This is a genomic window from Bacillus sp. KNSH39 (assembly GCF_052656585.1).
This window is the reverse complement of record NZ_JBQXYO010000001.1, coordinates 1,092,120-1,118,390: the sequence shown is the minus strand read 5'-3', so window position 1 is coordinate 1,118,390 and position 26,271 is coordinate 1,092,120. Positions and strand designations below refer to the sequence as shown.

Below are 26,271 nucleotides of genomic sequence, written 5' to 3'. Positions count from 1 at the left end.
AATGACACCTCCTATGTGAATCGTAATTTTTGTACCGGTACAGTTAAATGAAATGTACATTGTTACAGTGCCCCTTAAAATTTACAATCAGCATATATTATTTAAACCTATAAATTTTTAAGGGGTGCTAAATATGACAAGTTTACAAGATCAGCTTTTCACAAGATTAAATCTTAAAAAACGTAATGATGTAACGTTTGAAGAATTACCTACCATACTCTTTTCGTTTGCGCATACTATACCATTTGAGAATTTAGATGTTATAGCACGAAATACGAATCAAATCTCTCTGGAAAACTTACGAGAGAAAATTTTAACTAGTTCCCGTGGTGGACTTTGCTACGAATTAAATACTCTTTTTTACTATTTCTTAAGAGACTGTGGCTATGATGTACAACTGGCATTAGGTACGGTTTATAAAAACGATATAAATGCATGGGCACTTGAGGATGGCCATATAACAATTATTTTAACTTATGATAATGTACAGTATTTAATTGATGTAGGTATAGCTTCGTTAGTACCTCTTGTTCCTGTACCTTTTACTGGCGAGTCGGTTTCTTCAAAAAATGGTTCGTACCGGGTGAGACGGAAAGATACGAATAAAGGAAATTATGTTTTAGAAAGAATAGATGCTACTGGAGAATGGAAAGTTTGTCATGCTTTTTATAAACATATTATTGATGAGATAGTAGTAAATGATGTTCAAAGAAGAGTGATAGAAGATGAGAAGTCTATTTTTAATAAAGGACCAATTGCAGTAAAGTTGACGAACTCTGGCCATATTTCATTAACGAATACAAGTTTAACCGAAATTATTCATGGGGAAAAAACTAAGCGTGAAATTACAGAAGATCAATATAAAGAGTTTTTATATACTTTATTTGCTATTAAGTTATGAATAATAAAGATAGCCGGTTCTTATTCAGAAGCGGCTATCTTTATTATTTTTGGTGTAAATGGTTTTCTTCTAATATGTTTCGGAAACTGCGGTATAGTTAATGTTTTTAATGTTTCCTCAGCTTCTTCATATGTATGAAAAATTGGTTCTTTTCCATCATCCCCTTGTAAAACTAGCCCTTCATCTCGGATTACATATGGCATAAAACCACCCCATCTAGTAAAGAATTATGTTCTTTTGCAGCAGAATAATACGATTTAAAGTTTGATTTTCTTAATACATATAATACACTAGAACAGTACGAACAAGTATGTACAATGAATTTTGAATGTAAAGGAAGATTATTATGTCAGTTATTGATAAATTGAAACTTAATAAGTATACAAATATGGTCGTTATTAACGAACCAAGTGATTATGACATTTTTACAGGTAAAGAAACTGCATTCTCAAAAGAACACGATGCTATCTTTATATTTGTAGAAACGCTTGATGAAATGGTGAAACAAACGAATTTTATTATTAGTAATGAAGAATTACTAATTGAAAAAGGTTACGTATTCTTCGCATATCCGAAAAAAGGTAATGCTCGTTATAGTACGTTTATTCACCGTGATGAGATGTTTCCGGCATTAAACGTTGGAGAAGATGGTTATGTGGGAGAAAGCGATATTAAATTTGCACGAATGGTAAGTATGGATGAAGTCTTTACTGTTGTTGGTTTAAAACGTGAAAAGAAAAAAACAACAAAAACATCTGCTATGAGTCAATGTGTTGCCGATTATGCAGATCGAATTAAAGATGTTGAAGCATTATTAGCTAATCATCCGAATGAACTTAAGTTTTATCAAAGTTTAACGCCTGGATACCAAAAAGATTGGGCACGTAATCTTTTTTCTGTGAAACAAGAAAAAACACGTGAAAAACGTCTAGAGAAAATGATAGAAATCCTTTCACAAGGCTACAAAACAATTGAATTATTCCGTAAGAAGAAAAAATGATGATTAAAGAAGTCACAATGCTGCAACAATTAATTGTGATGAGTACATTGAAAAAAGCATTCCTTCCATTATACTAAGGAATGTTCTTATATTTATATAATTAGCAAAAGAGAAAAGGTGTTTGAAATGAAATCGTATATTGTAGTTGGATCAGGAATTTTAGGAGCGTCTACTGCTTATCATCTTGCTAAGGCAGGTGCGAATGTTACTATCGTGGATCGCCAACAATTAGGGCAAGCAACCGATGCAGGAGCAGGTATTGTATGTCCATGGCTATCACAGCGCCGTAATAAAGCATGGTATAAAATCGTTAAAGGCGGTGCACGTTACTATTCTTCGTTAATTCAGCAATTAGAAGAAGACGGTGAAACTGACACAGGATATAATCGTGTAGGTGCAATTAGTTTACATACTGACGAGAAAAAGTTAGATCAAATGGAAGAGCGAGCTTATAAACGACGTGAAGATGCCCCGGAGATTGGTGAAATAACTCGCTTATCAGCTGAAGAAACAAAAAAATTATTCCCAGCATTATCAGACGAATATAGTTCTGTTCATATTAGTGGTGCTGCACGAGTAAATGGAAGATTATTACGCAATGCATTAATAAGTGCTGCGAAAAAACATGGTGCAACTTTCATAAAAGGCGATGCTATATTAGTCCGTGAAGGAAATCATATTACGGGAGTTACAGTAAACGATGAAACAATTTTAGCGGAAAAGGTTATTGTAACTGCAGGCGCATGGGCGAATGAAATCTTGAAACCGTTAGGAATTAATTTCTTAGTTACATTCCAAAAAGGACAAATTGTTCATCTGCAAATTGAAAATACAGCAACAGAAAATATGCCAGTTGTTATGCCACCAAACGATCAATATATTTTAACGTTTGACAATGGTCATGTCGTAATTGGTGCAACACATGAGAATGATACTGGTTTCGATCATCGTGTAACAGCAGGTGGTTTACATGAAGTATTCCATAAGGCATTAGCAGTTGCACCTGGCTTAGAAAATGCTACAATGCTTGAAACGAGAGTTGGATTCAGACCATTCACACCAGGATTCTTACCTGTTATCGGACCACTACCTAAATTTGAAGGAATTCTCGTTGCGAATGGATTAGGGGCTTCGGGTTTAACAGCTGGTCCATACTTAGGAGCGGAACTTGCTAAACTAGCGCTCGGACAACCGATTGAATTAGATTTAAATGATTATGACGTTGCTGGCGCAATTGAATAATATGGAGTACTGCTAACATTTATGAAAAACCATGCTAAACAAATTCGACAGAGAATAAGTAGTTTTTCCTCTGTTAAGAGTAAGCCTGTTTATGAAAAATAAAATTATTTAAAAATAGAGGGCCGACATTATAAACCTGCATTAATAATGTAGAATTGTGATGGCGGCTCTTTATTCATATTGATTTAAAACTTATTTTCGAGAGGAGGTTAAGTAATGAGAGCGCCATATCAAGTATTGATATTTCCTTATATAAAAACTGCCGATTCTATTCAATATGCCATTTTTAACCGAAGTGATTATGGTTATTGGCAAGGAATAGCTGGTGGCGGAGAAGACGGTGAGATTCCTATTGAATCAGCAAAACGGGAAGCGTTTGAAGAGGCTCGTATTACAAGAGAATGTCCATATATACAATTAGATTCTGTGTCTTCACTATCAGTAGAAGATGTAGTTGGAGGATTCCTTTGGGGAGAAGAGGTTTATGTAATAAAAGAATTTTCTTTTGGAGTTAAAGTCCCTACAAAAAACATATCATTATCTAAAGAACACTTCAATTATAAATGGTTATGCTTTGAGGAAACAGTAACGTTTTTGAAATGGGATAGCAACAAAACAGCATTGTGGGAATTAAACAAAAGACTATTAAAACAATAAAAGTTTTTGCTAACAAAAATAGTTGTGGAAGAAGAATTGAACCATTAACAAACCCTTGCTACACTTCTAAACAATGTTTTATAGATTTGGCATGGGTAATGAACGAACAGAACTTGCACTAAGAAAAGCCCTATACACTTGCCTCTGAAAAAATGAAAATAGTTAGAAATATTTTTATATCGTACGGTTTTTGGCTATGAATAACGGAATAAATATTAAGTATTCAACAGTTTAAATAAAATGAGTTAGCTTTTTATTTTAGGAAGAAAGATGACTCGTTTTATGCTAAAATTCGCTTAGTGTATATTTTCGTTAAAATGTGGGTGGGCCCCCTTTTAGCAAAACCGGAGTGGGAATGATGAGTATAAATAGTTTTGTGGGATTGATAAATGACGAATTATTAAAAGAGGTAAGTATCAGAAGTGAGGATGAATTCGAGCCTGTAGTAGTTAAAGATATTCCTAGACTTTGGAAGTGTTTAGGAACAGGTAATTATGCCGCAGTATTCATGCACAAAGAATACAAAGATTGGGTAGTGAAAGTTTACGTGCGAGAAGGAGAAGGAATTGAAAAAGAGTCAGAAGTATACCGAAGAATTGGAAATCATCCTTCTTATTCAAAGCTTATATATAAAGGAGAAAATTTCATAGTATTGAAACGTTTAAAAGAAATTACCTTATACGATGCTATTCATAAGGGGATTAAAATTCCTAAGCAAGTAATACTTGATATTAATGAGGCTTTAGAGTATGCGAGGGAACAAGGGTTAACTCCTTGTGATGTTCACGGGAAAAATGTGATGATGGAAAAAGGAAGGGGATATGTAGTCGATGTATCTGATTTCTTAAAAACAAAAGAAGATAGTAAGTGGAGAGACCTAGAAAAGGCATATTTCACCTTTTATTTTCCTTTCATATATAAATTGCCTTTCCCTATTAAAGTACCGTATTTTATGTTAAACATTGTTAGACGTTCGTATAGAAAATATAAGAAGCTTAAAAAGAAATTCAAATTGTAAAAGGACCACATATGTTCCTGAAAACGAGTTAAATTCACATAAATAACTTTAGAAAAATTTCAAATTTTGTTTAGGGGCTACTCCAAGACCTTAGCTTGCTGGGCATGTGGTTTTACCTCAAAAAATAAAAAGATTAGGAGTGAATCCTAATCTTTTTATTTATACATATTTTTGTTAGTTATATCACTATCGATTCCAAAACGGGATATTTTGAATAAATGAAACCGTCAAAATAAGTGTTGATGCGGAACCAGCAGTTACTAAAGTTACTATTTTTCGTCCATTCTGTTCTTTTGAAGGTTTTATAAGTTCTGTAATTAACAAAATCCATATTATGATAGATACTATTGAAATAATATTTATAGACATATGTAACACATCCCTTCGTGTTTTTACATAAATATTTCTGCTTTTATAAAATAAAAGCAATTTAACAAGAAAATATGTAACGCATTAAAAATCAATATTTCCTTGTTAAACCACCTTTTTTAAATAGAAATACGACTGATAAAACGATAACAACAGCCTTCAAACTGCCCCAATATGGATAAATAGCATGATTTGTTAGACTAGCATATTGAAAGATATTCTCTAAACCGAAAATTCCTATCATGACTGCTAAAATGAATGAAGCTGATCCATACGTCCCGTTATGATAGAGGGTAAATAAATAGACTGCGAAAATTAGTGGTAAGATGATTTGTAGTACGATTATCATAGTTCGTCCCCCATATTATTTATAATTATATTATATACAAAATTGTAATAAAAAGGAATGCGACTTATTTGATACTAACAGAACTACTCTAATCATATTCTTCTATAAAAAGAAGAAAAAGGGGTGTACAGTTAATTGACAAAAGTTAAAGTTAGTTTACGACCCATTGTTCATAATATAAATTTACCAACCGTATTGAAAACAACAATACTTCCAGGCGAATCGACCGAAAGACTATTTATCGCAACCCAATTAGGAGAGATTTTTTACATAGGGAATGGAGTTATAAAGATATTTTTAGATATTCGTCACCTAATTATTAAATTAGGTACATTTGAAGAAGGTGTTTCTAGTAGCGGTTATGATGAACGCGGATTGCTTGGACTTGCGTTCCATCCACAATTTTATCAAAATGGGTTATTTTATCTTCATTATTCAGTAGCTGGAACTCAAGGACCAGGTGCATTTTCTGAGCAATTTAAACCGAATCCTTGTGACCCTAAAACGTTAAATTTAAAGTGGGTTAATAGAAATACGCAATATGATCACATTGATACAGTATAAGAATGGACTTTACAATCTAATGGTCAAGCTCAAAAGCGACGAACATTACTGAATGTAAGAAGACCATTTTTTAATCATAACGGAGTCAATAGTTTAAACTTTTCACCTGAGACTGGAAAACTTGTTTTTACAAATGGAGATGGCGGATCAGGTTATGATCCATTTAATTTAAGCCAAGATGATTTAGAAATAGCAGGTAAAATAATTGAAATCGATGTAAGTAAAAATACATTTATAAATAACCCTCCTGTAGTTACACGCTTTAATGAACTCCCTTTATCTATACAAGAAACACTTACAGTAATTGCAAAAGGAGTACGTAATATAACCGGCATTTCATTTCAAAGGTTTTATAATCAATATATCAAATACGCCGGAAATGTCGGACAAGATATTGTAGAGTCTATTTTTTCATTTATTCAATATAAACCTATATTGGTTACAGAACTTGTTCAAATGCATTTTATGAGGTTAACTCCCAATCAAGATGGGGTTATCAATTTTGGGTGGCGAGGATGGGAAGGGGATTTACCTACTTCTTTTATACGACATTGTTCTGAGAATCAGACTTTGGATGAGAGAACAATAGTTTATTATGATGAAACAATACAAACTTCAGTGAAGCGTATTCTGCCTCTACTTAGTTATTTTCATAAAGATTCTAGAACAGATAAGTTTGGAGGAACTTCACTTACAGGAGTTCAGCCATATATGGGAAATGCAATTCCAAATTTAACAGGTAGTGTTGTTTTTACTGACCTTGCCAAGAAAGGAGAATCTCAGTCTCCAATTAAGGGTGTTTTAGCCTATACTAGAGCAGGTACAGACGGTAAACATGCTGACTTTCATGCTATTGAAACCAATTATGATTTTGGTACGCAAGCAGCTTATTATATGAGTTTAGGAACAAATTTGAATCAAACTAAATTATATTTAGGAGTTTACGGTTCTATGAAAGTAACTGATTTTAATAAAGGTACCATTTTTGAAATTATTCCCTGATACGATACACACTCGTAGTTTAATAATCCAAGGAATTTATTTTGTTTCAAAACGCACAATTTATCCCCCTAAAAGCCTTTTCTTTTATTATATAGTAATTCATAACAAGTAGAAAGCAGCTCATAAACCACTAGTGTATGAATAGATTATATAAAGTGTTGTATTGACAATGGCATAATGAGGATTGGAGATTGAATTCATGACTAACGTTGCAGTTAGAAGACCGAATTTGAATGATGTAGATGAACTATATTTATTTTTCCGTATCGTTATTACGAATACATACAAAAATGAAGGATTGTCACAATCATTGGATGACATAGAAAATGAAATTAACTCAAAAAAGCAGTATTTGAAAAGTGATTTTGATAGTAACGGAGAAGGTCGTTACTTTTTATTAGCAATTGCTACAAGTAACGATAAAATCATTGGAACAATCGAAATCGGTCCAGCAAGTACATTGATTAATAGTTGTACAGGTGGTGTACTTAAAAATTTGTATGAAATAGGAACTGTATTCATACTTCCGGAGTATCAGAGAAAGGGAATAGGGAGTTTATTACTACATACAATGTTTCTTACATTACTTAGCAGAGGGATAACAGAATATTGTTTAGATAGTGGATATAAAAATGCGCAAAGTATATGGACGAAAAAGTTTGGAAAACCTAGCTATGTATTGAAAGATTACTGGGGAGAATCCAGCGATCATATGATTTGGAAGAAAAGTTTACATGATACACCTATAATATTTGAATTATAAAATGAAATATGCCTCTGAACATAGCTTTTCTTACTTATGTATGCTATTATTTATCTTTATAATAAAAGAGGACGTGAATGAACTTGATTAAAATTAATATTCCTGAAGCTGATGTTTCAATTACTGAACGTAAACAAGTTATTAAAGGAGACGAGCCAATCATTACTCCAATTAATGGATTTATCGATTTCCACTTGTTCCCTAGAGATAAAGGCGGCATTTTTATGTTTTACAATATTAATGACGAACTTCTTTTCGTAGGTAAAGCTCGTAAAATTAGACAACGTATTAAGAAGCATTTTGAAGATAATGTTTCACCAATTAAAAATCACCGTGATGAAGTATACCGCATTGATGCATGTATCGTAGAAGATCCAACAGAAAGAGAAATTTACGAAACATATATCATTAATGAATACAAAGCGAAATATAACGTTGATAAAGTATTTTACAAATAATCAACATTAATAAAAAGCAATCCTAGCTAATATGCCAGGATTGTTTTTTATTTAGATTTATTCTTCATATCTTTCTCCTTTTTTTCAAATGATTAGCAGCAACAAAACAGATTACACCTATAAATATAAGTACAATACCAACCGTTTTATGTTTTCCCTCAAAGAAAGGAATATCTGAAATAACATTTGTCATACATAGTCCTAAAAATACAAGGATAGGGCCCACCCAAAGTAATACATTACCGAATTTTGTGTGCTTCCACATAATAACCCTCCTTAACCCTCTTTACATATATATCCATAAATGAAAAGTAAATTCATAGAGAAATATAGTTTTTTTCATATCGAAAATTTAACCCTCATATATTGGTACAAGCAAAAGAGAAAGGAGACCATCATGAATTGGTTAGAAGCTTTCATACTAGGTATAATTCAAGGTTTAACAGAATTTTTACCAATCAGTAGTACCGGACATCTTTATTTAGGAAGGCATTTGTTCCGATTAGATGAGGCTGGCTTATTTTTAGATACGATGCTGCATATTGGGACTTTACTTGCGGTTTTTATTTATTACAAAAAAGAATTTATATATTTAATTAAAAACCCATTTTCAAAGCTCATGTTATTACTTATCGTTGGGACAATACCCGCAGTTGTTATTGGTTTATTGTTTAAAGACTTCTTTGAAGATATTTCAAAAACAGGAATCACGATCGGTTGGGAGTTTTTAGTGACCGGATTCTTTCTCTACATGGCAGATAAACAAAAGAATGGTCATAAAAAAATGGATGACATAACATATAAAGACGCATTAATTATCGGTTCATTTCAAGCTGCTGCTATTTTTCCAGCCATTTCTCGTTCTGGAATGACAATTGTCGCTGCATTATGGAGAAAATTAGATCGTGAAACAGCTGCTTACTTTTCTTTTTTACTTTCGACACCAGCCATTGTTGGAGCTATCATTTTGCAATTTGTAGACGTTTTTCAAGGGAAAGCAGAATCTATTTCTAGTACATCTTTAATTGTCGGAACGTTATCAGCAGCGTTTTTTGGATACATAGCCGTTTCATGGATGATTCAATATTTAAAACGTCACTCCTTAAAAGTATTCGCGTATTACGTATGGGGATTAGGTATTTTAATTTTAACTTTGCAATTTACTGATGTATTTTAAGTATAATGATAAAGAAGTTAATTAGTTTAAGATCCTGTTTCATTCATACAAGGCAGGATCTCTTTTTATTAAGGGGGAAAATATGTTTAATAAGGCTATCGTTATTGGTGGAAGTATGGCAGGAAAGTTTGCAGCAAAAGCATTATCAACTTTTTTTAAAGAAGTAATCATTTTAGAAGTCGGTGAAAAATGGGATGGAAAAGCTTCAAGAAAAAGAGTTCCACAAAGTAATCATCCTCACGTGTTATTAAAAGGTGGAGAAAAAGCAATTGAAGAATTGTTTCCTACTATTACGAATGAATTAATAGAAGCGGGTAGTATTATAAACAACTTTACACGTGATTTGAAATGGCATCAATTCGGTCTATGGAAACAACCGTTCATAGGGGAAGTACATATGATTCAACAAAGTCGTCCTTTACTAGAATGGCATATTCAAAAACGAATACATCAAATTTCAAATATTACTATTAAATATGAAACATTGGTTAAAGGGTTATTGGTAGATGAAAAGCTTAACAAAGTGTGTGGAGTAAAAGTTAAATATTTAGAGACAGACATACAAGAAGAAGTTCATGCAGACCTTGTAGTTGATGCGAGTGGATTTGGCTCAAAAAGTATAGAGTGGTTACGAGAATACGAAATTGAAGTACAAGAAGAGAAAGTTCGTATTGATTTATTTTACGCAACGAAAATGTTCAAACTTAAAGAAAATGAGAAATTAGACTGTTGTAATATGTTAATGTCTCCGAGTTTCCCTGATAACCCTTATGGCGTCCTTATTCAAACGATAGAAGATAATCGTTATTTTGTTACTTTCAGTGGATACGCAAACGAGAAAGCACCACAAACAGATGATGAGTTTTATGATTTTGCTGAAAACCTATCAATTTCTAATGTTACAGACTTCCTAAACAAGGCTGAGGGAATTACTGATATAAAGACATACAAAATTCCCTATCAAGTACGCCGGCGATTTGATTTAGTGAATAATGTACCAGAAGGCTTATTAGTTGTTGGAGATGCGCAATGTCGGTTTGATCCCGTTTTCGGCCAAGGCGTATCAGTTGCTGCTATGGAGGCTCACCAGTTGCAATTACTTCTGCAAGGTAGAAAACAACTTGATAAAACATTTACACAACAATTTTATAAAAAGGCAGCTACTATAATAGAAACCCCATGGGATATGACAACAACGGAAATATCACGTCATCCGCAACTAAAGAGAGAATTAACTACAAAACAAAAATTTCAGCTATGGTATACGAAACAAATATATCGACTATCCGCAAGTAATTCTGATGTTTATATTCGGTTAGTACGAGTTATGAATTTAATTCGTAGTCCATTTCATCTTTTTCATCCGAAAGTGCTACTATCTGTATTACTTAATCGAAAGTAATAGCAGGAATATAATTGATTAAAAAAGAATGTATAACAGTTAGTAAATCTAGAAGGAGAATACGGGATGGAAATATACATAGAGCAACTAAAGAAACAAGATGCTAAGGATTTATTTACGTTTGAACTTACGAATAAATCTTTTTTTGAAACAATGGTACCAAATCGTGGCTCAAAATATTTTGAATTTGAATATTTCCAAAAACTACTAGACGATTTATTAATAGAACAAGCAGATGGAGATTCTTATTTTTATTTAATTCGTAATGAAGAAAAAGAAATTGTAGGGCGAATTAATTTAGTAGATATAGATACGGAAACTCGAATTAGTTCGCTCGGGTATCGGGTCGGAGAAAAATTTACTAAAAAAGGAGTTGCAACAGCAGCCGTAAAATTAATTTTAGATGTAGCGAAAAATAATGAAATTACTGAAGTTCATGCTAAAACAACGACTAATAATCTCGCATCACAAATTGTACTAGAAAAAAGCGGATTTTCTTCTTACCAAAACGAATCAGATATAACATCTGTAGAATTACATGGAGAACATGTGAAGTTTGTACACTATATTTGGAGAAATACTTCGCGCTTATAATAAGGAGGACTTATTCATGAATGATTTACGTTATCCAATTGGCCAATTTACATACAAACGTCCTATAACTGAAGAAATGATTGATACATGGATTCAAGAAATTGAAGATTTACCTAATGAACTAACGAAGGCAATTAAAGATTTAGATCAGAAGCAGTTAGATACACCATATCGCGTTGGAGGGTGGACTGTCCGTCAAGTTGTTCATCACGTTGTTGATAGCCATATGAATAGCTACATACGCTTTAAATTAGCACTGACAGAAAAGAATCCAACTATTAAGCCGTATAAAGAAGAGAAGTGGGCAGAGTTACCTGATTCAAAATTACCGGTAGATGTTTCACTAGTAATGCTAGATTCATTACATAAAAGATGGGTTAACCTTTTATATTCTCTAGAAATTGAAGATTTAGAAAAGACATTTAACCATCCTGAAACTGGTGAAACAAAACTTGCTGTTGCAATAGGACTATACGCATGGCACGGACGGCATCATACAGCTCATATAACTTCATTAAGAAAGCGACTAAATTGGTAACATGGAGATTACATTAGAGAAGGCGACAGAAAGTGATGCAACAGATTTATTTCAAATGCAAATAGACTCATTTAACCCTTTATTACATAAATATAAAGATTACGAAACAAACCCAGCAAATGAACCTATTGAAAAAACTATATTTAGAATAAATAATCCCAGCAGTAATTTTTATAAGATGATAATAGATTCGAAACTTGTTGGGGCGATATGTATATCCCAAAAAGAACTACCTTATAAATTTTGGATCAGTCCAATGTTTATTCATCCAGTCTATCAAGGGAAAGGAATTGCTCAGAAGGTACTTATTTTAATTGAAGAGATGTTTCCAGAAGCACGAAGCTTTGAACTTGCTACGATTTTAGAAGAAGAAAGAAATTGTTTTCTATACGAGAAAATGGGGTATAAAAGAACAGAAGTAATAAAGAAATTAAATGATAAAACTACACTTATTTATTACAAAAAAGAAAGGTAAAGCATATAAAATACGCTTTACCTTTTTATGTTATTTTAGATTAAATATACAAAAATAATGTATGTTCTTCCGAAATACTCGGGTTAGTAATTTTAAAAATGAATAAAAATACAAAAATCACTACTTGGTCGTAAAGGTTACTAACGCTTTTTGAATGCTTAAAATACTATCGTCACCTTTAAATTCTTTCGTAATTGGATCCTCCATACTAGACACCCAAATTTTAAGTTCTGCATCTAAATCAAAATGCCCAGCCGTTTCGATGCTATATTGTGTAATACTTTTATAAGGAATAGAATGGTATTCTGTTTTTTTGCCAGTTACTCCTTGTTTATCTACTAAAATAAGACGACGATTTGTAAATACGATTAGATCACGAATTAATTTATAAGCATGCTCTACTTTTTCATCGTCTAGCATAATCTTCTCTAAATCACGTTCTACACTTTCAGAACTCGTATTTGATGCATTTCCTAAAATACCGCTAAATAAACCCATATTAAATTCCTCCTTTAATATATGTGGAATGAATTACTTATATTGTAACATGTTACTCACAAAGATATTATGACATTACTTTAGTAGTTTCTGGTTATTGTTGTAATTAGTTTATAAAACTTCATCTTAAAATCTTATGCTAATATGAAATTAAGAAAAAAGAAGCAGAGGGATATAGCATGAAGAATATTGGTTTAGTATTAGAGGGTGGAGGAATGAAAGGTTTATATACTGCAGGTGTACTCGAATATTTCATGGAAAAGAACTTATTCTTTCCGTATGTAGTCGGCGTATCAGCTGGAGCCTGTATGGGAGCAACCTATTTGTCACGTCAAAAAGGTAGAAATAAGAAAGTAAATACAGAGCTAGTATCAGATTACAGGTATATATCTTATCGAAACTTAATTCGAAAACGTGAATTATTCGGAATGGATTTTTTATTTGATGAAGTACCTAATAAAATTGTACCATTTGATTTTCAAACTTTCTTAAAATGTAATGAACAGTTTGTCATAGGGACGACTGATTGCGAATCAGGACAAGCCATTTATTATAATAAAGCAGAACACGGAAATGATATTTTAAAAATCATTCGCGCCTCAAGCTCTGTACCGTTTATAGCACCTGCTGTAGAATATAATAATCGAAAATTATTAGATGGAGGGATTATAGACCCTATACCAGTTTTAAAAGCCCAAAAGGATGGTTATGAAAAGAACGTTGTCATTATGACAAAGCCAGAAGGATATGAGAAGCAGCGAAATAAATTTTCAGGCCTGGCTAAAATTTTATATAGAAAATATCCGAAAATCGCAGAGAATTTAGTAGACCATTATCGTTTTTATAATGAGACGATATCTTATATGAATCGAGAAGAACAAAAAGATAATTTTTATGTAATTCAACCAAGTGTACAGCTTCCTATAAGCGGAATAGAAAGAAATAAGGAAAAGCTCGTTAATCTATATAATCTTGGGTATATCGATGCTCAATATCATTATGAAAACTTATTAAATTGGATAGAGAAATAAAGGGGTGGAAAGTTGCTATTAGGTAAAAAGGTGATTTTTAATGAATTGCAGAGAATGCATAGTCCACTGCACAAATCGTTTCCTTATCGTGCTACAGCAAAAATGCAGCTAAACTTAAAAAGTGAGTTTACCGAAGATGACTGTATAAACGCTGATTTTAATCATTATTGGATGCATACAGCAGCTACTTTAAATTCTGTACTAAATGGAAACGAACAGAACATTACGTTTCAACAAATAAAGTGGTTAAGAAAATCGTTTTTCGAGTGGTTTCCGCAATATCGTTTTCTAGAAACAGAAATTGTGAATTATCCTATTTTGTATAGAGATTTCATAAGTTATGAGAAGACCAGGAAGCTATTACTTTATTACCTTACTGAATAAAAGCGAAAACGTACAGGTTACATTACTTGTACGTTTTTTTGTTCATAAAACATTCAATATTAACAACTAGTTTATATAGGAATTCTAATGAGAAGAAAGAAGTACATATAATAGAATGCTACAGGGGAGGAGAGAGGAATAGCTGTTTTACTTTAAGTTATTGTCCAACTCGAATACAGTTAGTTATTTATGTTAAAATATTTCGAGTGAAATCAAGCTTTTAAGGATTTCATTAAACATTAAACAAAACAAGTTAGCAACGTAGAAGGGATAACATTAACATGAAAAACGTATCAAATATAGATAAAGTAGAATCAATAAAATCTTTACAGTCAACAATTAGTAAACTTGAAAATGCCTTATCACAGATGACTCAAAAAGGATCAAATACTACTTTAGTGAAAAAAAGACTCAAAGCAGCTAGTATCGGCTTAGCTATGTTAGAAAGTGTTTGGAAGCAAGAAACTCATCATTATACTCAGGAAGATTTAGCAGAAGCTCGTAATGTTCTAATTGGTTTGCTTCCATCAATTGAAAAGATTTACGTTAAGTCAAAGCTTGGGAGTCCTCAAAGAACGCTTTTAGAAAGAAGAATAAAATCATTAGAACTTTCTATTCAGGCAATTGATTATTTTTCTAATAAATAACTTCGCTAAACAAATAACTTACGACTACTTTTATATAGGGATTCTAATGAAAAAAACTACATATAGAATACTACAAAGGAAGAAGAGAGGTGACTACAATAATCAGTCCTAAGTTAGAGAAGCTTAAAAATCAATTAAAGAATGGAAACGAAAAAGCTCTTTATACTTTTTTGCATGAAATAAAGTCAAATCACACGCCACTAATAGAACAATGCCCTGCAGATAATCAGTATAAGCTTATAACGTATATATGGTTAGGGGATCAAAACACTGAAAACGTTTATGTATTCGGTAGTTTTCCTGGTTGGGATTTGTCTGTAAATCAATTACAACGATTGTTACAGACAGATATTTGGTATGTTACGTTTAGAACAAATAAGAGTTTTATTTCAACTTATTATTTTACAGTAAATGATTTTTTCGAAAATAATTGGATAAAGCGTAGTGAACAGTATCGATTAGACCCATTTAATAAAAATACATTTGGAGAAGGTACCAATAAAGCGTCTGTGTTAAAAATAAGTATGGACATGCAGTATAGCAGTCGTTTCCCTTCAAATCATTATCCATCTGGGAGAATTGAAACATATTCTTTTCATAGTTCGATTTTAAATAACACACGTAAAATTCATATTTATACGCCTCATGATTATTCTCACACTCCACATCTTCAAGAACTTCTCATTGTATTTGATGGGAATTCATTCATTCAGAGCCTTTCAATTGAAAAAACACTTAATTATTTAATTTACGAAAAAGAAATCCCATCTTGCATTGCTGTTGCTATAGATCCTGTCGATCGATTAGAAGAGCTAACTTATAACGATAAAATGAATGCATTTTTAACGAAGGAATTACTTCCGTGGATTCAAGCTAAGTATCACGTTTATCAAGAAAAGAATCATACAACAATTGCTGGTTTCAGTCTTGGTGGCTTAGCAGCTTTTTATGCAGCACTTCAAAATCCACATATTTTCGGAAATGTGTTGTCAATGTCTGGATCCGTACATTGGAAAAAGGATAATTATGAAAATACAATTCCTTGGATTGAAAATCAAATTTCATCAATAAATTCTAATGCGACTCATCTACATTCTTACATAGCAGTAGGCGAACTCGAAAACGAACCTCTTTTAACGGCTAATAGACGGCTATATAAAGCTTTAGAAGCAAAGAAATACCAAACCACTTACGAAGAGTTTCAAGGTGGACATGATAGCGTATGGTGGCGAGAAAAGCTATTCGATGGATTAAGGGCATTAGAATTTACAAAAACGACATTAGAAAATAAAAAGGAGAGAGAATCTATGAATCAAGAAGAACTAGATAAAAAACTAAAAAAACAAGAGATTTTAGTAAAAGATGAGAAAGTTTGGTCTTATACGTATGAGGATCATATTAGTTCTATCGTTAAACAAGCAGAACAGAAAGGAGCTTTTGATCATTTACCTGGTAAAGGGAAACCTCTTAATCTTGATAAAGATCTTTCGTACAATCCTGAAAAGCAACTTTATAGAACTTTAGCAAATAATCACGTTTTACCTAGGTGGATTGAGCTTTCAAAAGAAATTGATGATTTAAAAGAAAAGCTAAAAGAAAATACAAATACTGCAGAAGCAGCGGATTTAATTCGAACTATTAATAAAAAGGTATTAGAACATAATCTACTTTGTCCACCAAGCGCGCAAAAAATGAGGGTGAAAATGGATTTTTAACGATTTTCAATTAAGCTATCGCTTACTATATAATTAAGTTAGGCATTTTCAATTCATTACTAAAAGGAGGCAAATATAGTGAAGAATACGTATCAACTTCAAATTCCGAAAGAACTAGAACAGTATCGTAGTATTTTAGAAGAAAGTGTGAAACCGTATGTTAAAGTGTCTGGAACATTAGCAGAGACAACGCTTTTTGAAAGTAAGTTTGGTGGATATCCGTATTTACCTATAGATCAAGAGCATCCTAAAGACTCAAACGGACAACCTATGATGCTACTTGCGCAGTTAAACCTTGAAGAAATACCAAACATTGAACATATGCCTCAACATGGAATGTTACAGTTTTTCATAAGTGCTGAAGAAGATCTTTTTGGAGCAGATTTTGATCATCCCACAAGCCAAAAAGACTTTCGAATTGTTTATCATTCTACAATCACAGCGGATTTAACTAAGGTGATTACTGATTTTAGTTATTTAAACACTTTAGATTTAGAGAATTTTATCATACCCAAAGCAGCAAAACTAAAGTTTGAGTTGGCATATCAACCAGTAACACCAAGAGATTATCGATTTGAAATGATTTTTAATGATAACATTGATTGGGAAGAAATTGTTGATGAAGAAAATAATACAGAATTAGGCGAACTGTATGATGATTTATGTAAGGATCAAGGACATAAAATTGGTGGTTATCCATTTTTCACACAGACAGATCCAAGGGAATGGGAAGAAAAATACCAGCAACATGACATATTATTGATGCAAATCGATACAGACGATTCATTAAATATTATGTGGGGCGATTCTGGGGTTGCTAATTTCTTTATACGTAAGGAAGATTTGTTAAATCTAGATTTTTCCAATGTCATTTACAATTGGGATTGTTACTAGAAGATATAAATAAAATAATAGCAAACAAAAAATCTTCCTGAAGGTGAGGAGGATTTTTTTATGTTAAAAATAAGCGTTATGTTAACTAGAATAAAAAACAATGAGTGTAATGAAAGTCAAGTCTAAATGACAGAAATAACAACAAATAATGTAAAGTTGTAAAACATGTGCAAATAGCAATTAATTCATTAAGTAAAACATAAAATAAAATTACTAATTTATATTTTGTATAGAAATAATTTTTCTGTATAAAAATTTCTTGCCAATCAAAAATGTTTTTAATTCGTTAAATCTTAAGCGATTATTGATTAAGATTTGCTGTGATGAATTTATAACAAATAAAAACGATAAAAACTGAAGAAATTTGTTTAGATAAGATTTAATGTAAATCTCACCAAAAATCTCCGTTTTGTCTCATTAAGTATAGTTTACTTGGGTTTTGATACCTGGTATTGCTTTGTTTCTATAACTGCCTATAATATATATTATGTTAACTAACTTTAAATAATAAACTTATTATAAGTAAGTTAGTTTTTGTGATTAGCCTCCCCTCGTTCTTTTTAATCATTCTGTGTGATGGATTGTTTAGTTATTTGTTTTATGAGTTGTTGATGAAAATGTCTCCAGATATAAATTATATTTAAGACAATAAAAAATGCAATTCGTTTTAACTGAACACATTAAACGAATTGCATTGATATGATTCATAATAAGTTTTTAAAATTAGTTTGCTACAGCAATTGCTTCGATTTCAATTAAAAAGTTATCGTTAATTAACTTTCTAACTTTTACAGCTGAACTTGCTGGTGGATTTTTAATATCAATGTATTGATCTCGTATATCTCTAACAGTGGCCATTTGATAAATATCTGTTAGGAAAAATGTTAATTTTACTACATCATTAAATCTTAATTCCGAAGTTTCTAATGCACTTTTAATATTTTCGAAAACTTGTCGCGTTTGTGTAGCTAAATCACCAATGCCAACTATTTGACCATCAGTGTTAATCGCTACTTGTCCAGATATGTAAATTGTTCGTTTAGCGTTACTAACTTCCACTACATGTGAATATCCAGAAGTTGGTGGCATTGTAAAATCTATGTATTTACTATATTCAATCAATAAAATTAAGAATCCTTTATGATTTAAAAATAAAAAACCTTAGAATAGCTATCTTCATACCTATTCTAAGGTTTTTTAGGATTTTATATTTAGTTATCGCTAGTGGACATTGTTAAATTAATCTTTTCATAATCTCTTTTAAATTGATTATCATTTTTTAGCCAACGTTTGAAAGCCGATTCGCTTATTTCTAAATTTGAACAAGTTATAGCATTACATTTATTTTTCATATATTCTTCAAGGAAACTTTGTTTTCTTTGCTTAACAGCAGTTTGAGTTTGTTTTAATTTTCGATCTTGTAATTGATCTAAACTCAGACTTTCTTTCTGAAACACTTCATATTTTCTATGCAAATAAATATCTTTGTCTTTATAAATCCAATTTGAAAATAGTTGTATTGATTTTCTTCCAGATAAAATAACACGATAATGTTTGTTTTGATTTAGTAAATCGGCTCGTAAATTGCGATTTTGAAGAATTTGATGTAAAGAATTCATAAAGTTATATGATCCACCTACGAAATTAACTGTATAAGTTTCATACTTGACGTAACCATCCCCATCAAAATATCCACGAACAAAATGATGTAAATATTCTTCTGGTACTAAAGGAAATTCAATGTTAAAAGATTTACATGGCATGATTCCGTGAATATTCATTAGATCGTCTTTTATTACTTTACTATTAATGTTTAGCATATATACGCCTGTTTTTTTGTTTTGATAAAGTGGCTGGTTTGTTTTTAGTTCTTTTTTTATATCTTCTAAAATATAACTTTCTTTTTGAGATATACTGACACATTGATTTTCTTTCTGTATAACACCATCTGCTGCTATAAACCCTAAAATATAAGCCATATTGTTTGACCACGTTTTAAAATAATCTTCTGTTATGTCATACTTTCTCTTCCAACTCCCTATAGCGCGTCTTGGTACGTTATTGTCTGATAAAACCATACGAATATACCTTGCAGACACATTAGCAAGCATGGCGATTTCTGAGGTGCTCTTCCCTTCAGTATACAAATGAATGATTTCCGATTTTGATAGTTTACATTTTGAGTTCTTTTTTCTCTCTATTTGCACTTACGTCCTCTCCTTCCTTTCTTTTATTAGAGACATATTTTCTTCTATAACATACAACGAAACGTATGTTCTTTGTTGCGTATAAGAAGGAATTTACTAAATAAAAACAATTTACATGTACTTAATATTTGTTTTAGCTGCCACTGTGCAATTTGTACTTTATAGATACAAATAATGAATTTGACGAATTTATGAAATACAAGGCAATTTAGATGAAAGGTAAAATAATATAGTTTAAACTACAAATAGCTACAATAACAACATACGTAAATTGTTAATCGTAAAAAGGAGAACGAATGAATAAGAAATATACAAATCAAATTCATACTGATATGAGTTTTAAACCGAAAGATATTATAAGTTTAATGACGGATTACTTTAAAATAAAATCAAAGCTGCGTCCTATAAAGGATTTGCCTATCGTTTTATCAAATAAAGATAATGAATCGTTAGAGAGTGTTACATGGTTTGGCCATTCTGCTTCTCTTTTGAAAATAGAAGGTAAAAAACTATTATTAGACCCTATGTTTGGAGATGCCTCTTCCCCATTTCCTTTGTTTAATAGTAAACGCTATAGTGGTACTTTTTCTTTAGAACGTGATGACCTTCAAGAAATTGATGCGATTATCATTTCTCATAATCACTATGATCATTTGAATTACAAAAGTATTATGCAGTTAAAAGATCGCGCAAAGCACTTTTATGTTCCAACTGGAGTTGCACAATATCTTATTAAATGGGGTGTTTCGCCTAGTAAAATTAGTGAACATAATTGGTGGGACGAAATTACGTTTGATAATATTAAGTTAGTATGTGCGCCTGCAAGGCATTTCTCGGGACGTGGTATGACAGATAGAGATCGTTCATTATGGTGTTCATGGCTTATTCTTGGTCAAGAGACTAAAATTTTCTTTAGTGGTGATAGCGGTTATGCCCCTCACTTTAAGGAAATTGGTGATAAATACGGTCCATTCGATCTTACATTAATGGAATGCGGGCAATATGATCCGAGGTGGTCTGCTATTCATATGTTGCCTGAAGAAACGGTACAAGCTCATATTGATGTTAAAGGAGAATTACTTCTTCCGATTCATTGGGGTGCCTTTACGTTAGCATTACACGAATGGAGTGACCCGATAGAACGTATTACGAAAGAAGCTAACCGTTTAGGAGTTAAAATTACAACGCCTCAAATTGGTGAATCTATTACGTTAAAATCTACAAATTATCCTTCATCCGCTTGGTGGAAGGAAATTTAATTTTAAAATATAAAAAGAGCGAATCCTCTTATAAAGAATTCGCTCTTTTTTCTGTATTTAAACTTATTTCACAATATTGGATTTCCCACTATCTAAAACTCTATTTGCTGGTACACTGGACATTTCAATCACTGTATTCATACTTTTATCAGTTAGTTCAATGAGTTCGTTTTCATGTTTTATTTTATTTAAATCCCACACCATCCCATGAAATTCATTATACTGACCACTTACTTTTATAATGCTTTTTGTTTTATTTGAAGGCTGTATTTGAAGATTTGTAAATTGATTCCCACTAATTTCATTTGGCGTAGTTACTTGACTATCCATATAAATCATATTCACACAGTCTTCTAAAGAAAAGTTCATAAAACGATTGGCATTTATCCAAGCTTGTCCGGTGCTCGGTTTTTTTGCTACTAATTTTAGTCCGGTTTCCATTCCTACAATTTTAATGTTTTCGAAGTTAACAAACGAAATTTCATTTTCTTTTCCAGCGGAGTATAAAGAAATTCCGGTACCTTTATTCGTTTCCGTCCAATTGATAATATTTATATCTTTTATTTGTGTTTTGTTCCAAGTGTTATAATATTTATTTTTACCGTCTAAATAAATAACTTCAGAGCTAAATTTAGGATCGTCAATAGCTATATACGCTCCTTCAATGGATGCGTTGTTCTCCAGTTCTAGAACTCTAAAGTTTCCCTCAACTACAAATTGGGATCCATAACCAAATAATAATTTCACACCTTTTTTAACAATGATTGGTGACGTAATTTTATACTTCTTATCATCAAGTAATACCGTTTTAATTTTACTAGATTCTGCTTTATTAATAGCAGATTGTATTTTTATTGAATCATTTTCCCCTTTAAAGTTTTCTACATACAAGTTAGTACTTTTAGCTGCATAGTCTTTTTTGTTGTATTGATAAAAAGCAAAAGTAATTAAAACTATACCAATGAGTAAAACAATTATTTTCTTCATCATACTCACCCCATATCGATTAATCTATGGCTTTTATATTGAGGTTATTATTATTTTCAGATTACCATTGCTGCTTTGTCTATGATTGAATTATATTATGTAGGATTTAGTAAACTGTTTGCTTTACTAATACATCATTCTTATAATGTATTGATTTATGATTTCATAAATCAATAGTCTGCTTGTACATAATGTAATTCCTTCCTCTATCCCTAATACGCTCTTACTGGTGATATAAGATGTACTGCTGCAGATTGTTCTCCTGCTTCAATCAATATCGGTCTCATAGAACCGCCAAAGCTTAAAGTAATCGTTTCTTCTTTTATTGCTCGTAAAGCATCAACCATAAAATGCCCATCGAAAGATATATTTAATTGTTTTTCACCTTGAATCGCATCTATTTGTTGCGTTTCGGATATTTTCCCAATTTGAGAAGCGTTTGAAGAAATTTTAATTGTGGATTCGTTTATGATTTCTAAGTTAACATTGTTATTGGCCCATTCACTTGCTAATAAACTTGATCGGTCTACACCTTGTAATATCTTTTTTCTATCTACGTTAATAATCGTTTTAAAATCATTTGGGATAAGGTTAGAAATATTAGGATATTTCCCTTCAATTAGTCTTGAATATAATGTAGTTGTTCCAAACGTAAATATAATATGACTCTCCGAAAGGTAGATATATACGAATTCCGAATTGCTGTTCATTAATTTTAGAAGTTCATTAATGGTTGCGCTTGGTACAATACAATTTGCTTTTACATCTGAGGAAAGTAGCGTTTCACGTATCGCTAGTCTATGTGAGTCAGTTGCAGCACAAATTAACTTATTATTAGATAACTCTATATGCACCCCAGTAAGAACAGGTCTAGATTCATTTTTTGCTACCGCAAAAACTGTTTGTTTAAATACTTCAATCAATTGCTCTGTCTCTACTTTGATTTCTGCATGATTGTCTATAAGTGGTACATTCGGAAACTCATCTGCAGGAAATCCATTTAAACTTAATGTGATTTCTTCTGATTGTATCTTAATAATTTGCTCATTCTTACTTTTTATTGCTATATCACTTGGCATTTTCTTTATTATTTCAATGAAATACTTTGCAGGTACAACAATAGTTCCTGCCTTTAAAATAGTTGCAATCTTTTCGTCTTCAATTAAAACAGGAATGAATTTTTCAATAAAAATATTCGAGTTACTTGCAATTAAAGTAATTCCAGATTGATCTGCAGTTATTTTTATACCAGATAATATAGGAATTAAAGATTTTGTTGATATTGCTTTGTTGACTTCTGAAAGTGCTTGAGTGAATTGTTTGTGATTAACGATAAACTCCATGTTTTCCCCGCCTTACATGAGATAATATTTTTATGAAGATTGATGAACGATTGTTCCGTTAAAAAAATAAGGTACTGTTTCTTTCTTTTGTAATAAATCTAGTAAATGTTCTGGTATGCGTAAATATGGAGCTGCTATATGTAATTCCATCCAAGTAATCTCTTCAATTTCTTTTGGCCTTGATATATATGTCTCTCCGCCAATTATTTCACCTAGAAAATTAAAGAAAATTGCATGATGATCTCTTTCCTCGAAAAAGGCTTCGCTGATAGAAAAAATCCCTTTTACGTTTATATGTAACCCTGTTTCTTCTTTTACTTCTCGAATTACTGCTTCTTCCAATGTTTCTCCTAATTTAACTGCGCCACCTGGTAATGTATAATAAGAACCATTTTCCCCTTTGTTTTTTACCATTAAAATCTTTTCATTAGTTTTATCGTACAAAATCGCGTATGTAACATTAACTTTTTTCATATGTACCTCCTCTATTTTTAATAAAAGGAATTTTCTGTCTTCTATTCATTCTACCATTAACTCCTTTTAATATATATAAGTTAGTTAAGTCTTGCCTTTACCACTATTGGTGGAGTTAATAAGAATAGGCTACTGATATAAAAAAAGAACGTACCTTAGGAAGAGTATCCAAAGTACGTTCTTGCAGTTTTAGAATAAAAATTGATCCAATTAATACTGAAATTAATAATAACCTCGCCCTTATTGCATTTGTATTCCAAATACTAATGTTAACAAATTCTATATACTTTTTAGCCGTTTTTCTAAATAATAATGATTATGTCCTTTCGGATAATCTTCACTTACTCCGATTACTTTATATCCATGCTTCTTATAAAAATCAGGAGCTTGGAAACTAAAAGTATCTAAATTGATTAACCTGCACTCTTTTTCAATTGCAAATTCTTCAATAAGTTTTATTAACTTGGTTCCATAACCTTCGTGTCTATATTCTTCAGAAACCCATAGGAAATCAACATGTACGTGGTGCAAAAATGTAATTGCAGTTATTCCACCTACAATTTTTCCCTTTTCATTTCTCACTATAAAACTAATTTTTTCTGAAGGTTTTTTCTCTTCATCTGAAATATGTTTTTGGTTATATTCAATTACTTTTTCTCTTATGTAATCACTATCTTCTTGGACCCACTGCTGTACTATTTTCATTTTAAGTGTCACGCTCCTTTTTACTTATCTATTCAATTTTAAAATGATATTGTCCTGTCTTTAATGAGTTGGTAAAGAAGCAAAGTTAATGGAATAAAAAAGAGCCCTAGTATGAGGACTCTTTTTTAAATTAAGCTACTTTCCGATGTAAATGTTTTAGTTCCTTTTTCTTCTCTGCATTTGGTGGACGGATTAATATTGAAATAATGAAGGAAATAACACTTAACACACCAATTATAATGAAAGTTGGTTGAAATCCTCCAAGTATCGCTCCAATGAATGATCCTGCAAGCGCACCAAATCCGAAACCTTGGTAGACAATCCCGTAATTTGTACTATGGTTTTTTAATCCAAAGAAATCTCCGACAATAGCTGGGAATATAGTTATATTACCGCCGAAGCAAAAGGCGACACTTGCTACACAAGCAAAATAGATTCCGTAATTTAGCGGAATAAAACTTAAAGTAAAGACTGACAATCCTATAATAATAAACGTTGCAGAGACAATTTTCATTCGCCCGATTTTATCTGATAACGTCCCAAGAATGATTCTACCTACTGTATTAAAGATTGCAATCATAGCAACGGCGTTTGCAGCGGTTGCTGCGCTAAGTCCAACGAGTTGTACACCGATATCTTTTACCATACTGATTAAATACAAACCACCCATACACGAGGTGAATAACATAAAAAATAGCAGATATACTTGTTTCGTTCGCATCATTTCACGCGGAGTATAGTCATTGTGTAATGTTTCAGTTACAGCATTACTTACAATTGCCTCACGTAAGAAGAACGATCCGATTAACACTAAAAGTAACACGATAATACCCCAATATAAGAATGCTTGTGATACACCAAGGTTATCGATAAGATTTCCGTTTATATATCTAAAGATTAAGCTGCCCATTCCATACGCTGATACAGATATACCTGAAATAAGCCCTTTCCGATTTGGAAACCATTTAATTAAATTAGATAGTGATGTAATATAAGCTGTTCCATCCGCATAACCAACAACGACACCAGCTAATAAATATAATAGTGGTAAAGAAGAAACTTGAGAACTAAGTATTAAGCCGAGTCCTAAAACAATTCCTGCAGTAGCAATAAGTTTCCGAAGTCCTAATTTTTTCTGTAACTTTGCTGCAAATAAAGTTGAGAATGATAAAGAAAAACTTGTTATAGAGAAAGTTATCGCTACTGCATTAAGATTCCATCCAAACTTACTTACAAGGGGTTGATTAAATAAACTCCATGTATAAATTGTTCCAAGTCCAATTTGAACAATGATTGTACCTAGAACAATTAGTAACGGATTTATAGAAGTTTGTTTCATACTAACTGTCCCCTTCTTTTATCTTGACATGAATTTTCACAGTTAGTATATCCATCATAAATTGCAAGATACTGTACGGAAAATGGTAATTAAGTTCATATACACAAAAAGACACTTCATAAAGAAGTGCCTTTTGCAGGTTATATCAGATGTTTCTAAAGAAAGCTTTGTTAAGATAAGCCATTTTCAAATGCTTATGTATATATGTTATCAAATAATTTCTTATATGTGATGAGACTTAAGACGTATTTTTCATTCATCATATAGTCGGATGAAAAA

Annotated in this window: 29 protein-coding genes and 2 pseudogenes; 19 read left to right on the top strand and 12 right to left on the bottom strand. The window is 31.7% G+C overall.

Going from position 1 to position 26,271, the window contains the following annotated elements; all coding sequences use genetic code 11:
- The first annotated feature begins 133 nt into the window (after positions 1–133).
- Positions 134–901, top strand: a complete 768-nt coding sequence (locus tag ACUL40_RS05580; RefSeq protein ID WP_427260135.1) for an arylamine N-acetyltransferase family protein — start codon at positions 134–136, stop codon at positions 899–901.
- 20 nt (positions 902–921) lie between these two features.
- Here ACUL40_RS05580 and ACUL40_RS05575 read toward each other — a convergent pair whose 3' ends face one another.
- Entirely contained in the window at positions 922–1,104 is a 183-nt protein-coding gene (locus ACUL40_RS05575) for a hypothetical protein (protein ID WP_001147158.1), read from the bottom strand.
- 143 nt (positions 1,105–1,247) lie between these two features.
- Here ACUL40_RS05575 and ACUL40_RS05570 point away from each other — a divergent pair, with 143 nt between their 5' ends.
- The 4 genes from ACUL40_RS05570 to ACUL40_RS05555 all read left to right on the top strand — a co-directional run bounded on the left by ACUL40_RS05570 (position 1,248) and on the right by ACUL40_RS05555 (position 4,818).
- A complete protein-coding gene (locus ACUL40_RS05570) occupies positions 1,248–1,901 on the top strand; it encodes a YdeI/OmpD-associated family protein (RefSeq protein ID WP_000110844.1) in 654 nt (217 codons plus the stop codon).
- A 126-nt stretch (positions 1,902–2,027) separates the two neighbouring features.
- Positions 2,028–3,143 (top strand): NAD(P)/FAD-dependent oxidoreductase, encoded by a 1,116-nt coding sequence (locus ACUL40_RS05565; protein ID WP_000844380.1) that lies wholly within the window; start codon positions 2,028–2,030, stop codon positions 3,141–3,143.
- 216 nt (positions 3,144–3,359) lie between these two features.
- Positions 3,360–3,800, top strand: a complete 441-nt coding sequence (locus ACUL40_RS05560) for an NUDIX hydrolase (RefSeq protein WP_025709433.1) — start codon at positions 3,360–3,362, stop codon at positions 3,798–3,800.
- A 349-nt stretch (positions 3,801–4,149) separates the two neighbouring features.
- On the top strand, positions 4,150–4,818 hold the full coding sequence (locus tag ACUL40_RS05555) for a serine/threonine protein kinase (protein WP_002041240.1): 669 nt from the start codon (positions 4,150–4,152) through the stop codon (positions 4,816–4,818).
- Positions 4,819–5,004: 186 nt separating this feature from the next.
- On the opposite strand, the gene ACUL40_RS05550 is transcribed toward ACUL40_RS05555, so the two are convergent.
- Positions 5,005–5,187 (bottom strand): hypothetical protein, encoded by a 183-nt coding sequence (locus ACUL40_RS05550; protein ID WP_427260136.1) that lies wholly within the window; start codon positions 5,185–5,187, stop codon positions 5,005–5,007.
- Between the two features lie 91 nt (positions 5,188–5,278).
- The gene (locus ACUL40_RS05545) at positions 5,279–5,536 is read right to left on the bottom strand and encodes a hypothetical protein (RefSeq protein ID WP_000587698.1); all 258 of its coding nucleotides are present in this window, start codon (positions 5,534–5,536) and stop codon (positions 5,279–5,281) included.
- Between the two features lie 135 nt (positions 5,537–5,671).
- Between ACUL40_RS05545 and ACUL40_RS05540 the strand changes: the two are divergent.
- The 3 genes and pseudogenes from ACUL40_RS05540 (at position 5,672) to ACUL40_RS05530 (ending at position 8,323) form a co-directional block, all read left to right on the top strand.
- Positions 5,672–7,102: pseudogene (locus tag ACUL40_RS05540) on the top strand (PQQ-dependent sugar dehydrogenase).
- 199 nt (positions 7,103–7,301) lie between these two features.
- A complete protein-coding gene (locus ACUL40_RS05535; protein ID WP_427260137.1) occupies positions 7,302–7,865 on the top strand; it encodes a GNAT family N-acetyltransferase in 564 nt (187 codons plus the stop codon).
- A gap of 77 nt (positions 7,866–7,942) precedes the next feature.
- A complete protein-coding gene (locus ACUL40_RS05530) occupies positions 7,943–8,323 on the top strand; it encodes a nucleotide excision repair endonuclease (RefSeq protein WP_001048941.1) in 381 nt (126 codons plus the stop codon).
- 57 nt (positions 8,324–8,380) lie between these two features.
- Here ACUL40_RS05530 and ACUL40_RS05525 read toward each other — a convergent pair.
- A pseudogene (locus ACUL40_RS05525) lies at positions 8,381–8,588 on the bottom strand (hypothetical protein).
- Between the two features lie 132 nt (positions 8,589–8,720).
- Here ACUL40_RS05525 and ACUL40_RS05520 point away from each other — a divergent pair.
- The 5 genes from ACUL40_RS05520 (at position 8,721) to ACUL40_RS05500 (ending at position 12,509) form a co-directional block, all read left to right on the top strand.
- On the top strand, positions 8,721–9,500 hold the full coding sequence (locus ACUL40_RS05520) for an undecaprenyl-diphosphate phosphatase (RefSeq protein WP_427260138.1): 780 nt from the start codon (positions 8,721–8,723) through the stop codon (positions 9,498–9,500).
- 82 nt (positions 9,501–9,582) lie between these two features.
- Positions 9,583–10,902 carry an FAD-dependent monooxygenase gene (locus ACUL40_RS05515; RefSeq protein WP_320480590.1) on the top strand — a complete coding sequence of 440 codons (1,320 nt, stop codon included), beginning with the start codon at positions 9,583–9,585 and terminating at the stop codon, positions 10,900–10,902.
- A 66-nt stretch (positions 10,903–10,968) separates the two neighbouring features.
- The gene (locus ACUL40_RS05510) at positions 10,969–11,496 is read left to right on the top strand and encodes a GNAT family N-acetyltransferase (RefSeq protein ID WP_000409241.1); all 528 of its coding nucleotides are present in this window, start codon (positions 10,969–10,971) and stop codon (positions 11,494–11,496) included.
- A 16-nt stretch (positions 11,497–11,512) separates the two neighbouring features.
- Positions 11,513–12,034, top strand: coding sequence for a YfiT family bacillithiol transferase (locus tag ACUL40_RS05505; RefSeq protein WP_000999070.1), 522 nt, complete (start codon positions 11,513–11,515; stop codon positions 12,032–12,034).
- Between the two features lies 1 nt (position 12,035).
- The gene (locus ACUL40_RS05500) at positions 12,036–12,509 is read left to right on the top strand and encodes a GNAT family N-acetyltransferase (RefSeq protein WP_000406647.1); all 474 of its coding nucleotides are present in this window, start codon (positions 12,036–12,038) and stop codon (positions 12,507–12,509) included.
- A 120-nt stretch (positions 12,510–12,629) separates the two neighbouring features.
- On the opposite strand, the gene ACUL40_RS05495 is transcribed toward ACUL40_RS05500, so the two are convergent.
- Positions 12,630–13,007, bottom strand: a complete 378-nt coding sequence (locus ACUL40_RS05495) for a PH domain-containing protein (RefSeq protein ID WP_000522472.1) — start codon at positions 13,005–13,007, stop codon at positions 12,630–12,632.
- 179 nt (positions 13,008–13,186) lie between these two features.
- On the opposite strand from ACUL40_RS05495, the gene ACUL40_RS05490 reads away from it, so the two are divergent.
- From ACUL40_RS05490 to ACUL40_RS05470, 5 genes are all read left to right on the top strand, one after another.
- Complete coding sequence (locus ACUL40_RS05490) at positions 13,187–14,038, top strand: patatin-like phospholipase family protein (protein WP_000789277.1); 852 nt, start codon at positions 13,187–13,189, stop codon at positions 14,036–14,038.
- 12 nt (positions 14,039–14,050) lie between these two features.
- A complete protein-coding gene (locus ACUL40_RS05485) occupies positions 14,051–14,422 on the top strand; it encodes a YxiJ-like family protein (protein ID WP_065212661.1) in 372 nt (123 codons plus the stop codon).
- 281 nt (positions 14,423–14,703) lie between these two features.
- On the top strand, positions 14,704–15,069 hold the full coding sequence (locus tag ACUL40_RS05480) for a hypothetical protein (protein ID WP_000800305.1): 366 nt from the start codon (positions 14,704–14,706) through the stop codon (positions 15,067–15,069).
- Positions 15,070–15,158: 89 nt separating this feature from the next.
- Positions 15,159–16,784 carry a DnaJ family domain-containing protein gene (locus tag ACUL40_RS05475; protein WP_427260139.1) on the top strand — a complete coding sequence of 542 codons (1,626 nt, stop codon included), beginning with the start codon at positions 15,159–15,161 and terminating at the stop codon, positions 16,782–16,784.
- A gap of 78 nt (positions 16,785–16,862) precedes the next feature.
- Complete coding sequence (locus ACUL40_RS05470) at positions 16,863–17,678, top strand: YwqG family protein (protein WP_000799803.1); 816 nt, start codon at positions 16,863–16,865, stop codon at positions 17,676–17,678.
- A 723-nt stretch (positions 17,679–18,401) separates the two neighbouring features.
- Here ACUL40_RS05470 and ACUL40_RS05465 read toward each other — a convergent pair.
- Positions 18,402–18,767, bottom strand: coding sequence for a RidA family protein (locus ACUL40_RS05465; protein ID WP_445422867.1), 366 nt, complete (start codon positions 18,765–18,767; stop codon positions 18,402–18,404).
- Positions 18,768–18,889: 122 nt separating this feature from the next.
- Entirely contained in the window at positions 18,890–19,885 is a 996-nt protein-coding gene (locus tag ACUL40_RS05460) for an LAGLIDADG family homing endonuclease (protein ID WP_033696205.1), read from the bottom strand.
- A gap of 296 nt (positions 19,886–20,181) precedes the next feature.
- Here ACUL40_RS05460 and ACUL40_RS05455 point away from each other — a divergent pair, with 296 nt between their 5' ends.
- Positions 20,182–21,144, top strand: a complete 963-nt coding sequence (locus ACUL40_RS05455) for an MBL fold metallo-hydrolase (protein ID WP_001037060.1) — start codon at positions 20,182–20,184, stop codon at positions 21,142–21,144.
- A 63-nt stretch (positions 21,145–21,207) separates the two neighbouring features.
- On the opposite strand, the gene ACUL40_RS05450 is transcribed toward ACUL40_RS05455, so the two are convergent.
- The 5 genes from ACUL40_RS05450 to ACUL40_RS05430 all read right to left on the bottom strand — a co-directional run bounded on the left by ACUL40_RS05450 (position 21,208) and on the right by ACUL40_RS05430 (position 25,992).
- Complete coding sequence (locus tag ACUL40_RS05450; protein WP_130055546.1) at positions 21,208–22,131, bottom strand: hypothetical protein; 924 nt, start codon at positions 22,129–22,131, stop codon at positions 21,208–21,210.
- A 212-nt stretch (positions 22,132–22,343) separates the two neighbouring features.
- The gene (gene dnaN, locus ACUL40_RS05445) at positions 22,344–23,474 is read right to left on the bottom strand and encodes a DNA polymerase III subunit beta (RefSeq protein ID WP_229175313.1); all 1,131 of its coding nucleotides are present in this window, start codon (positions 23,472–23,474) and stop codon (positions 22,344–22,346) included.
- Positions 23,475–23,504: 30 nt separating this feature from the next.
- Positions 23,505–23,948 carry an NUDIX hydrolase gene (locus ACUL40_RS05440; RefSeq protein ID WP_229175314.1) on the bottom strand — a complete coding sequence of 148 codons (444 nt, stop codon included), beginning with the start codon at positions 23,946–23,948 and terminating at the stop codon, positions 23,505–23,507.
- 279 nt (positions 23,949–24,227) lie between these two features.
- A complete protein-coding gene (locus tag ACUL40_RS05435; RefSeq protein ID WP_445422866.1) occupies positions 24,228–24,653 on the bottom strand; it encodes a GNAT family N-acetyltransferase in 426 nt (141 codons plus the stop codon).
- 130 nt (positions 24,654–24,783) lie between these two features.
- Complete coding sequence (locus ACUL40_RS05430) at positions 24,784–25,992, bottom strand: L-lactate MFS transporter (RefSeq protein ID WP_025687535.1); 1,209 nt, start codon at positions 25,990–25,992, stop codon at positions 24,784–24,786.
- Between the last annotated feature and the right edge of the window lie 279 nt (positions 25,993–26,271).

Bases quoted from the DNA above. Each gene is read 5' to 3' on its own strand.
- ACUL40_RS05580 (WP_427260135.1), top strand. From the start codon at position 134: ATGACAAGTTTACAAGATCAGCTTTTCACAAGATTAAATCTTAAAAAA.
- ACUL40_RS05575 (WP_001147158.1), bottom strand. From the start codon at position 1,104: ATGCCATATGTAATCCGAGATGAAGGGCTAGTTTTACAAGGGGATGAT.
- ACUL40_RS05570 (WP_000110844.1), top strand. From the start codon at position 1,248: ATGTCAGTTATTGATAAATTGAAACTTAATAAGTATACAAATATGGTC.
- ACUL40_RS05565 (WP_000844380.1), top strand. From the start codon at position 2,028: ATGAAATCGTATATTGTAGTTGGATCAGGAATTTTAGGAGCGTCTACT.
- ACUL40_RS05560 (WP_025709433.1), top strand. From the start codon at position 3,360: ATGAGAGCGCCATATCAAGTATTGATATTTCCTTATATAAAAACTGCC.
- ACUL40_RS05550 (WP_427260136.1), bottom strand. From the start codon at position 5,187: ATGTCTATAAATATTATTTCAATAGTATCTATCATAATATGGATTTTG.
- ACUL40_RS05545 (WP_000587698.1), bottom strand. From the start codon at position 5,536: ATGATAATCGTACTACAAATCATCTTACCACTAATTTTCGCAGTCTAT.
- ACUL40_RS05535 (WP_427260137.1), top strand. From the start codon at position 7,302: ATGACTAACGTTGCAGTTAGAAGACCGAATTTGAATGATGTAGATGAA.
- ACUL40_RS05530 (WP_001048941.1), top strand. From the start codon at position 7,943: ATGAACTTGATTAAAATTAATATTCCTGAAGCTGATGTTTCAATTACT.
- ACUL40_RS05520 (WP_427260138.1), top strand. From the start codon at position 8,721: ATGAATTGGTTAGAAGCTTTCATACTAGGTATAATTCAAGGTTTAACA.
- ACUL40_RS05515 (WP_320480590.1), top strand. From the start codon at position 9,583: ATGTTTAATAAGGCTATCGTTATTGGTGGAAGTATGGCAGGAAAGTTT.
- ACUL40_RS05510 (WP_000409241.1), top strand. From the start codon at position 10,969: ATGGAAATATACATAGAGCAACTAAAGAAACAAGATGCTAAGGATTTA.
- ACUL40_RS05505 (WP_000999070.1), top strand. From the start codon at position 11,513: ATGAATGATTTACGTTATCCAATTGGCCAATTTACATACAAACGTCCT.
- ACUL40_RS05500 (WP_000406647.1), top strand. From the start codon at position 12,036: ATGGAGATTACATTAGAGAAGGCGACAGAAAGTGATGCAACAGATTTA.
- ACUL40_RS05495 (WP_000522472.1), bottom strand. From the start codon at position 13,007: ATGGGTTTATTTAGCGGTATTTTAGGAAATGCATCAAATACGAGTTCT.
- ACUL40_RS05490 (WP_000789277.1), top strand. From the start codon at position 13,187: ATGAAGAATATTGGTTTAGTATTAGAGGGTGGAGGAATGAAAGGTTTA.
- ACUL40_RS05480 (WP_000800305.1), top strand. From the start codon at position 14,704: ATGAAAAACGTATCAAATATAGATAAAGTAGAATCAATAAAATCTTTA.
- ACUL40_RS05465 (WP_445422867.1), bottom strand. From the start codon at position 18,767: ATGCCACCAACTTCTGGATATTCACATGTAGTGGAAGTTAGTAACGCT.
- ACUL40_RS05455 (WP_001037060.1), top strand. From the start codon at position 20,182: ATGAATAAGAAATATACAAATCAAATTCATACTGATATGAGTTTTAAA.
- ACUL40_RS05450 (WP_130055546.1), bottom strand. From the start codon at position 22,131: ATGAAGAAAATAATTGTTTTACTCATTGGTATAGTTTTAATTACTTTT.
- dnaN (WP_229175313.1), bottom strand. From the start codon at position 23,474: ATGGAGTTTATCGTTAATCACAAACAATTCACTCAAGCACTTTCAGAA.
- ACUL40_RS05440 (WP_229175314.1), bottom strand. From the start codon at position 23,948: ATGAAAAAAGTTAATGTTACATACGCGATTTTGTACGATAAAACTAAT.
- ACUL40_RS05435 (WP_445422866.1), bottom strand. From the start codon at position 24,653: ATGAAAATAGTACAGCAGTGGGTCCAAGAAGATAGTGATTACATAAGA.
- ACUL40_RS05430 (WP_025687535.1), bottom strand. From the start codon at position 25,992: ATGAAACAAACTTCTATAAATCCGTTACTAATTGTTCTAGGTACAATC.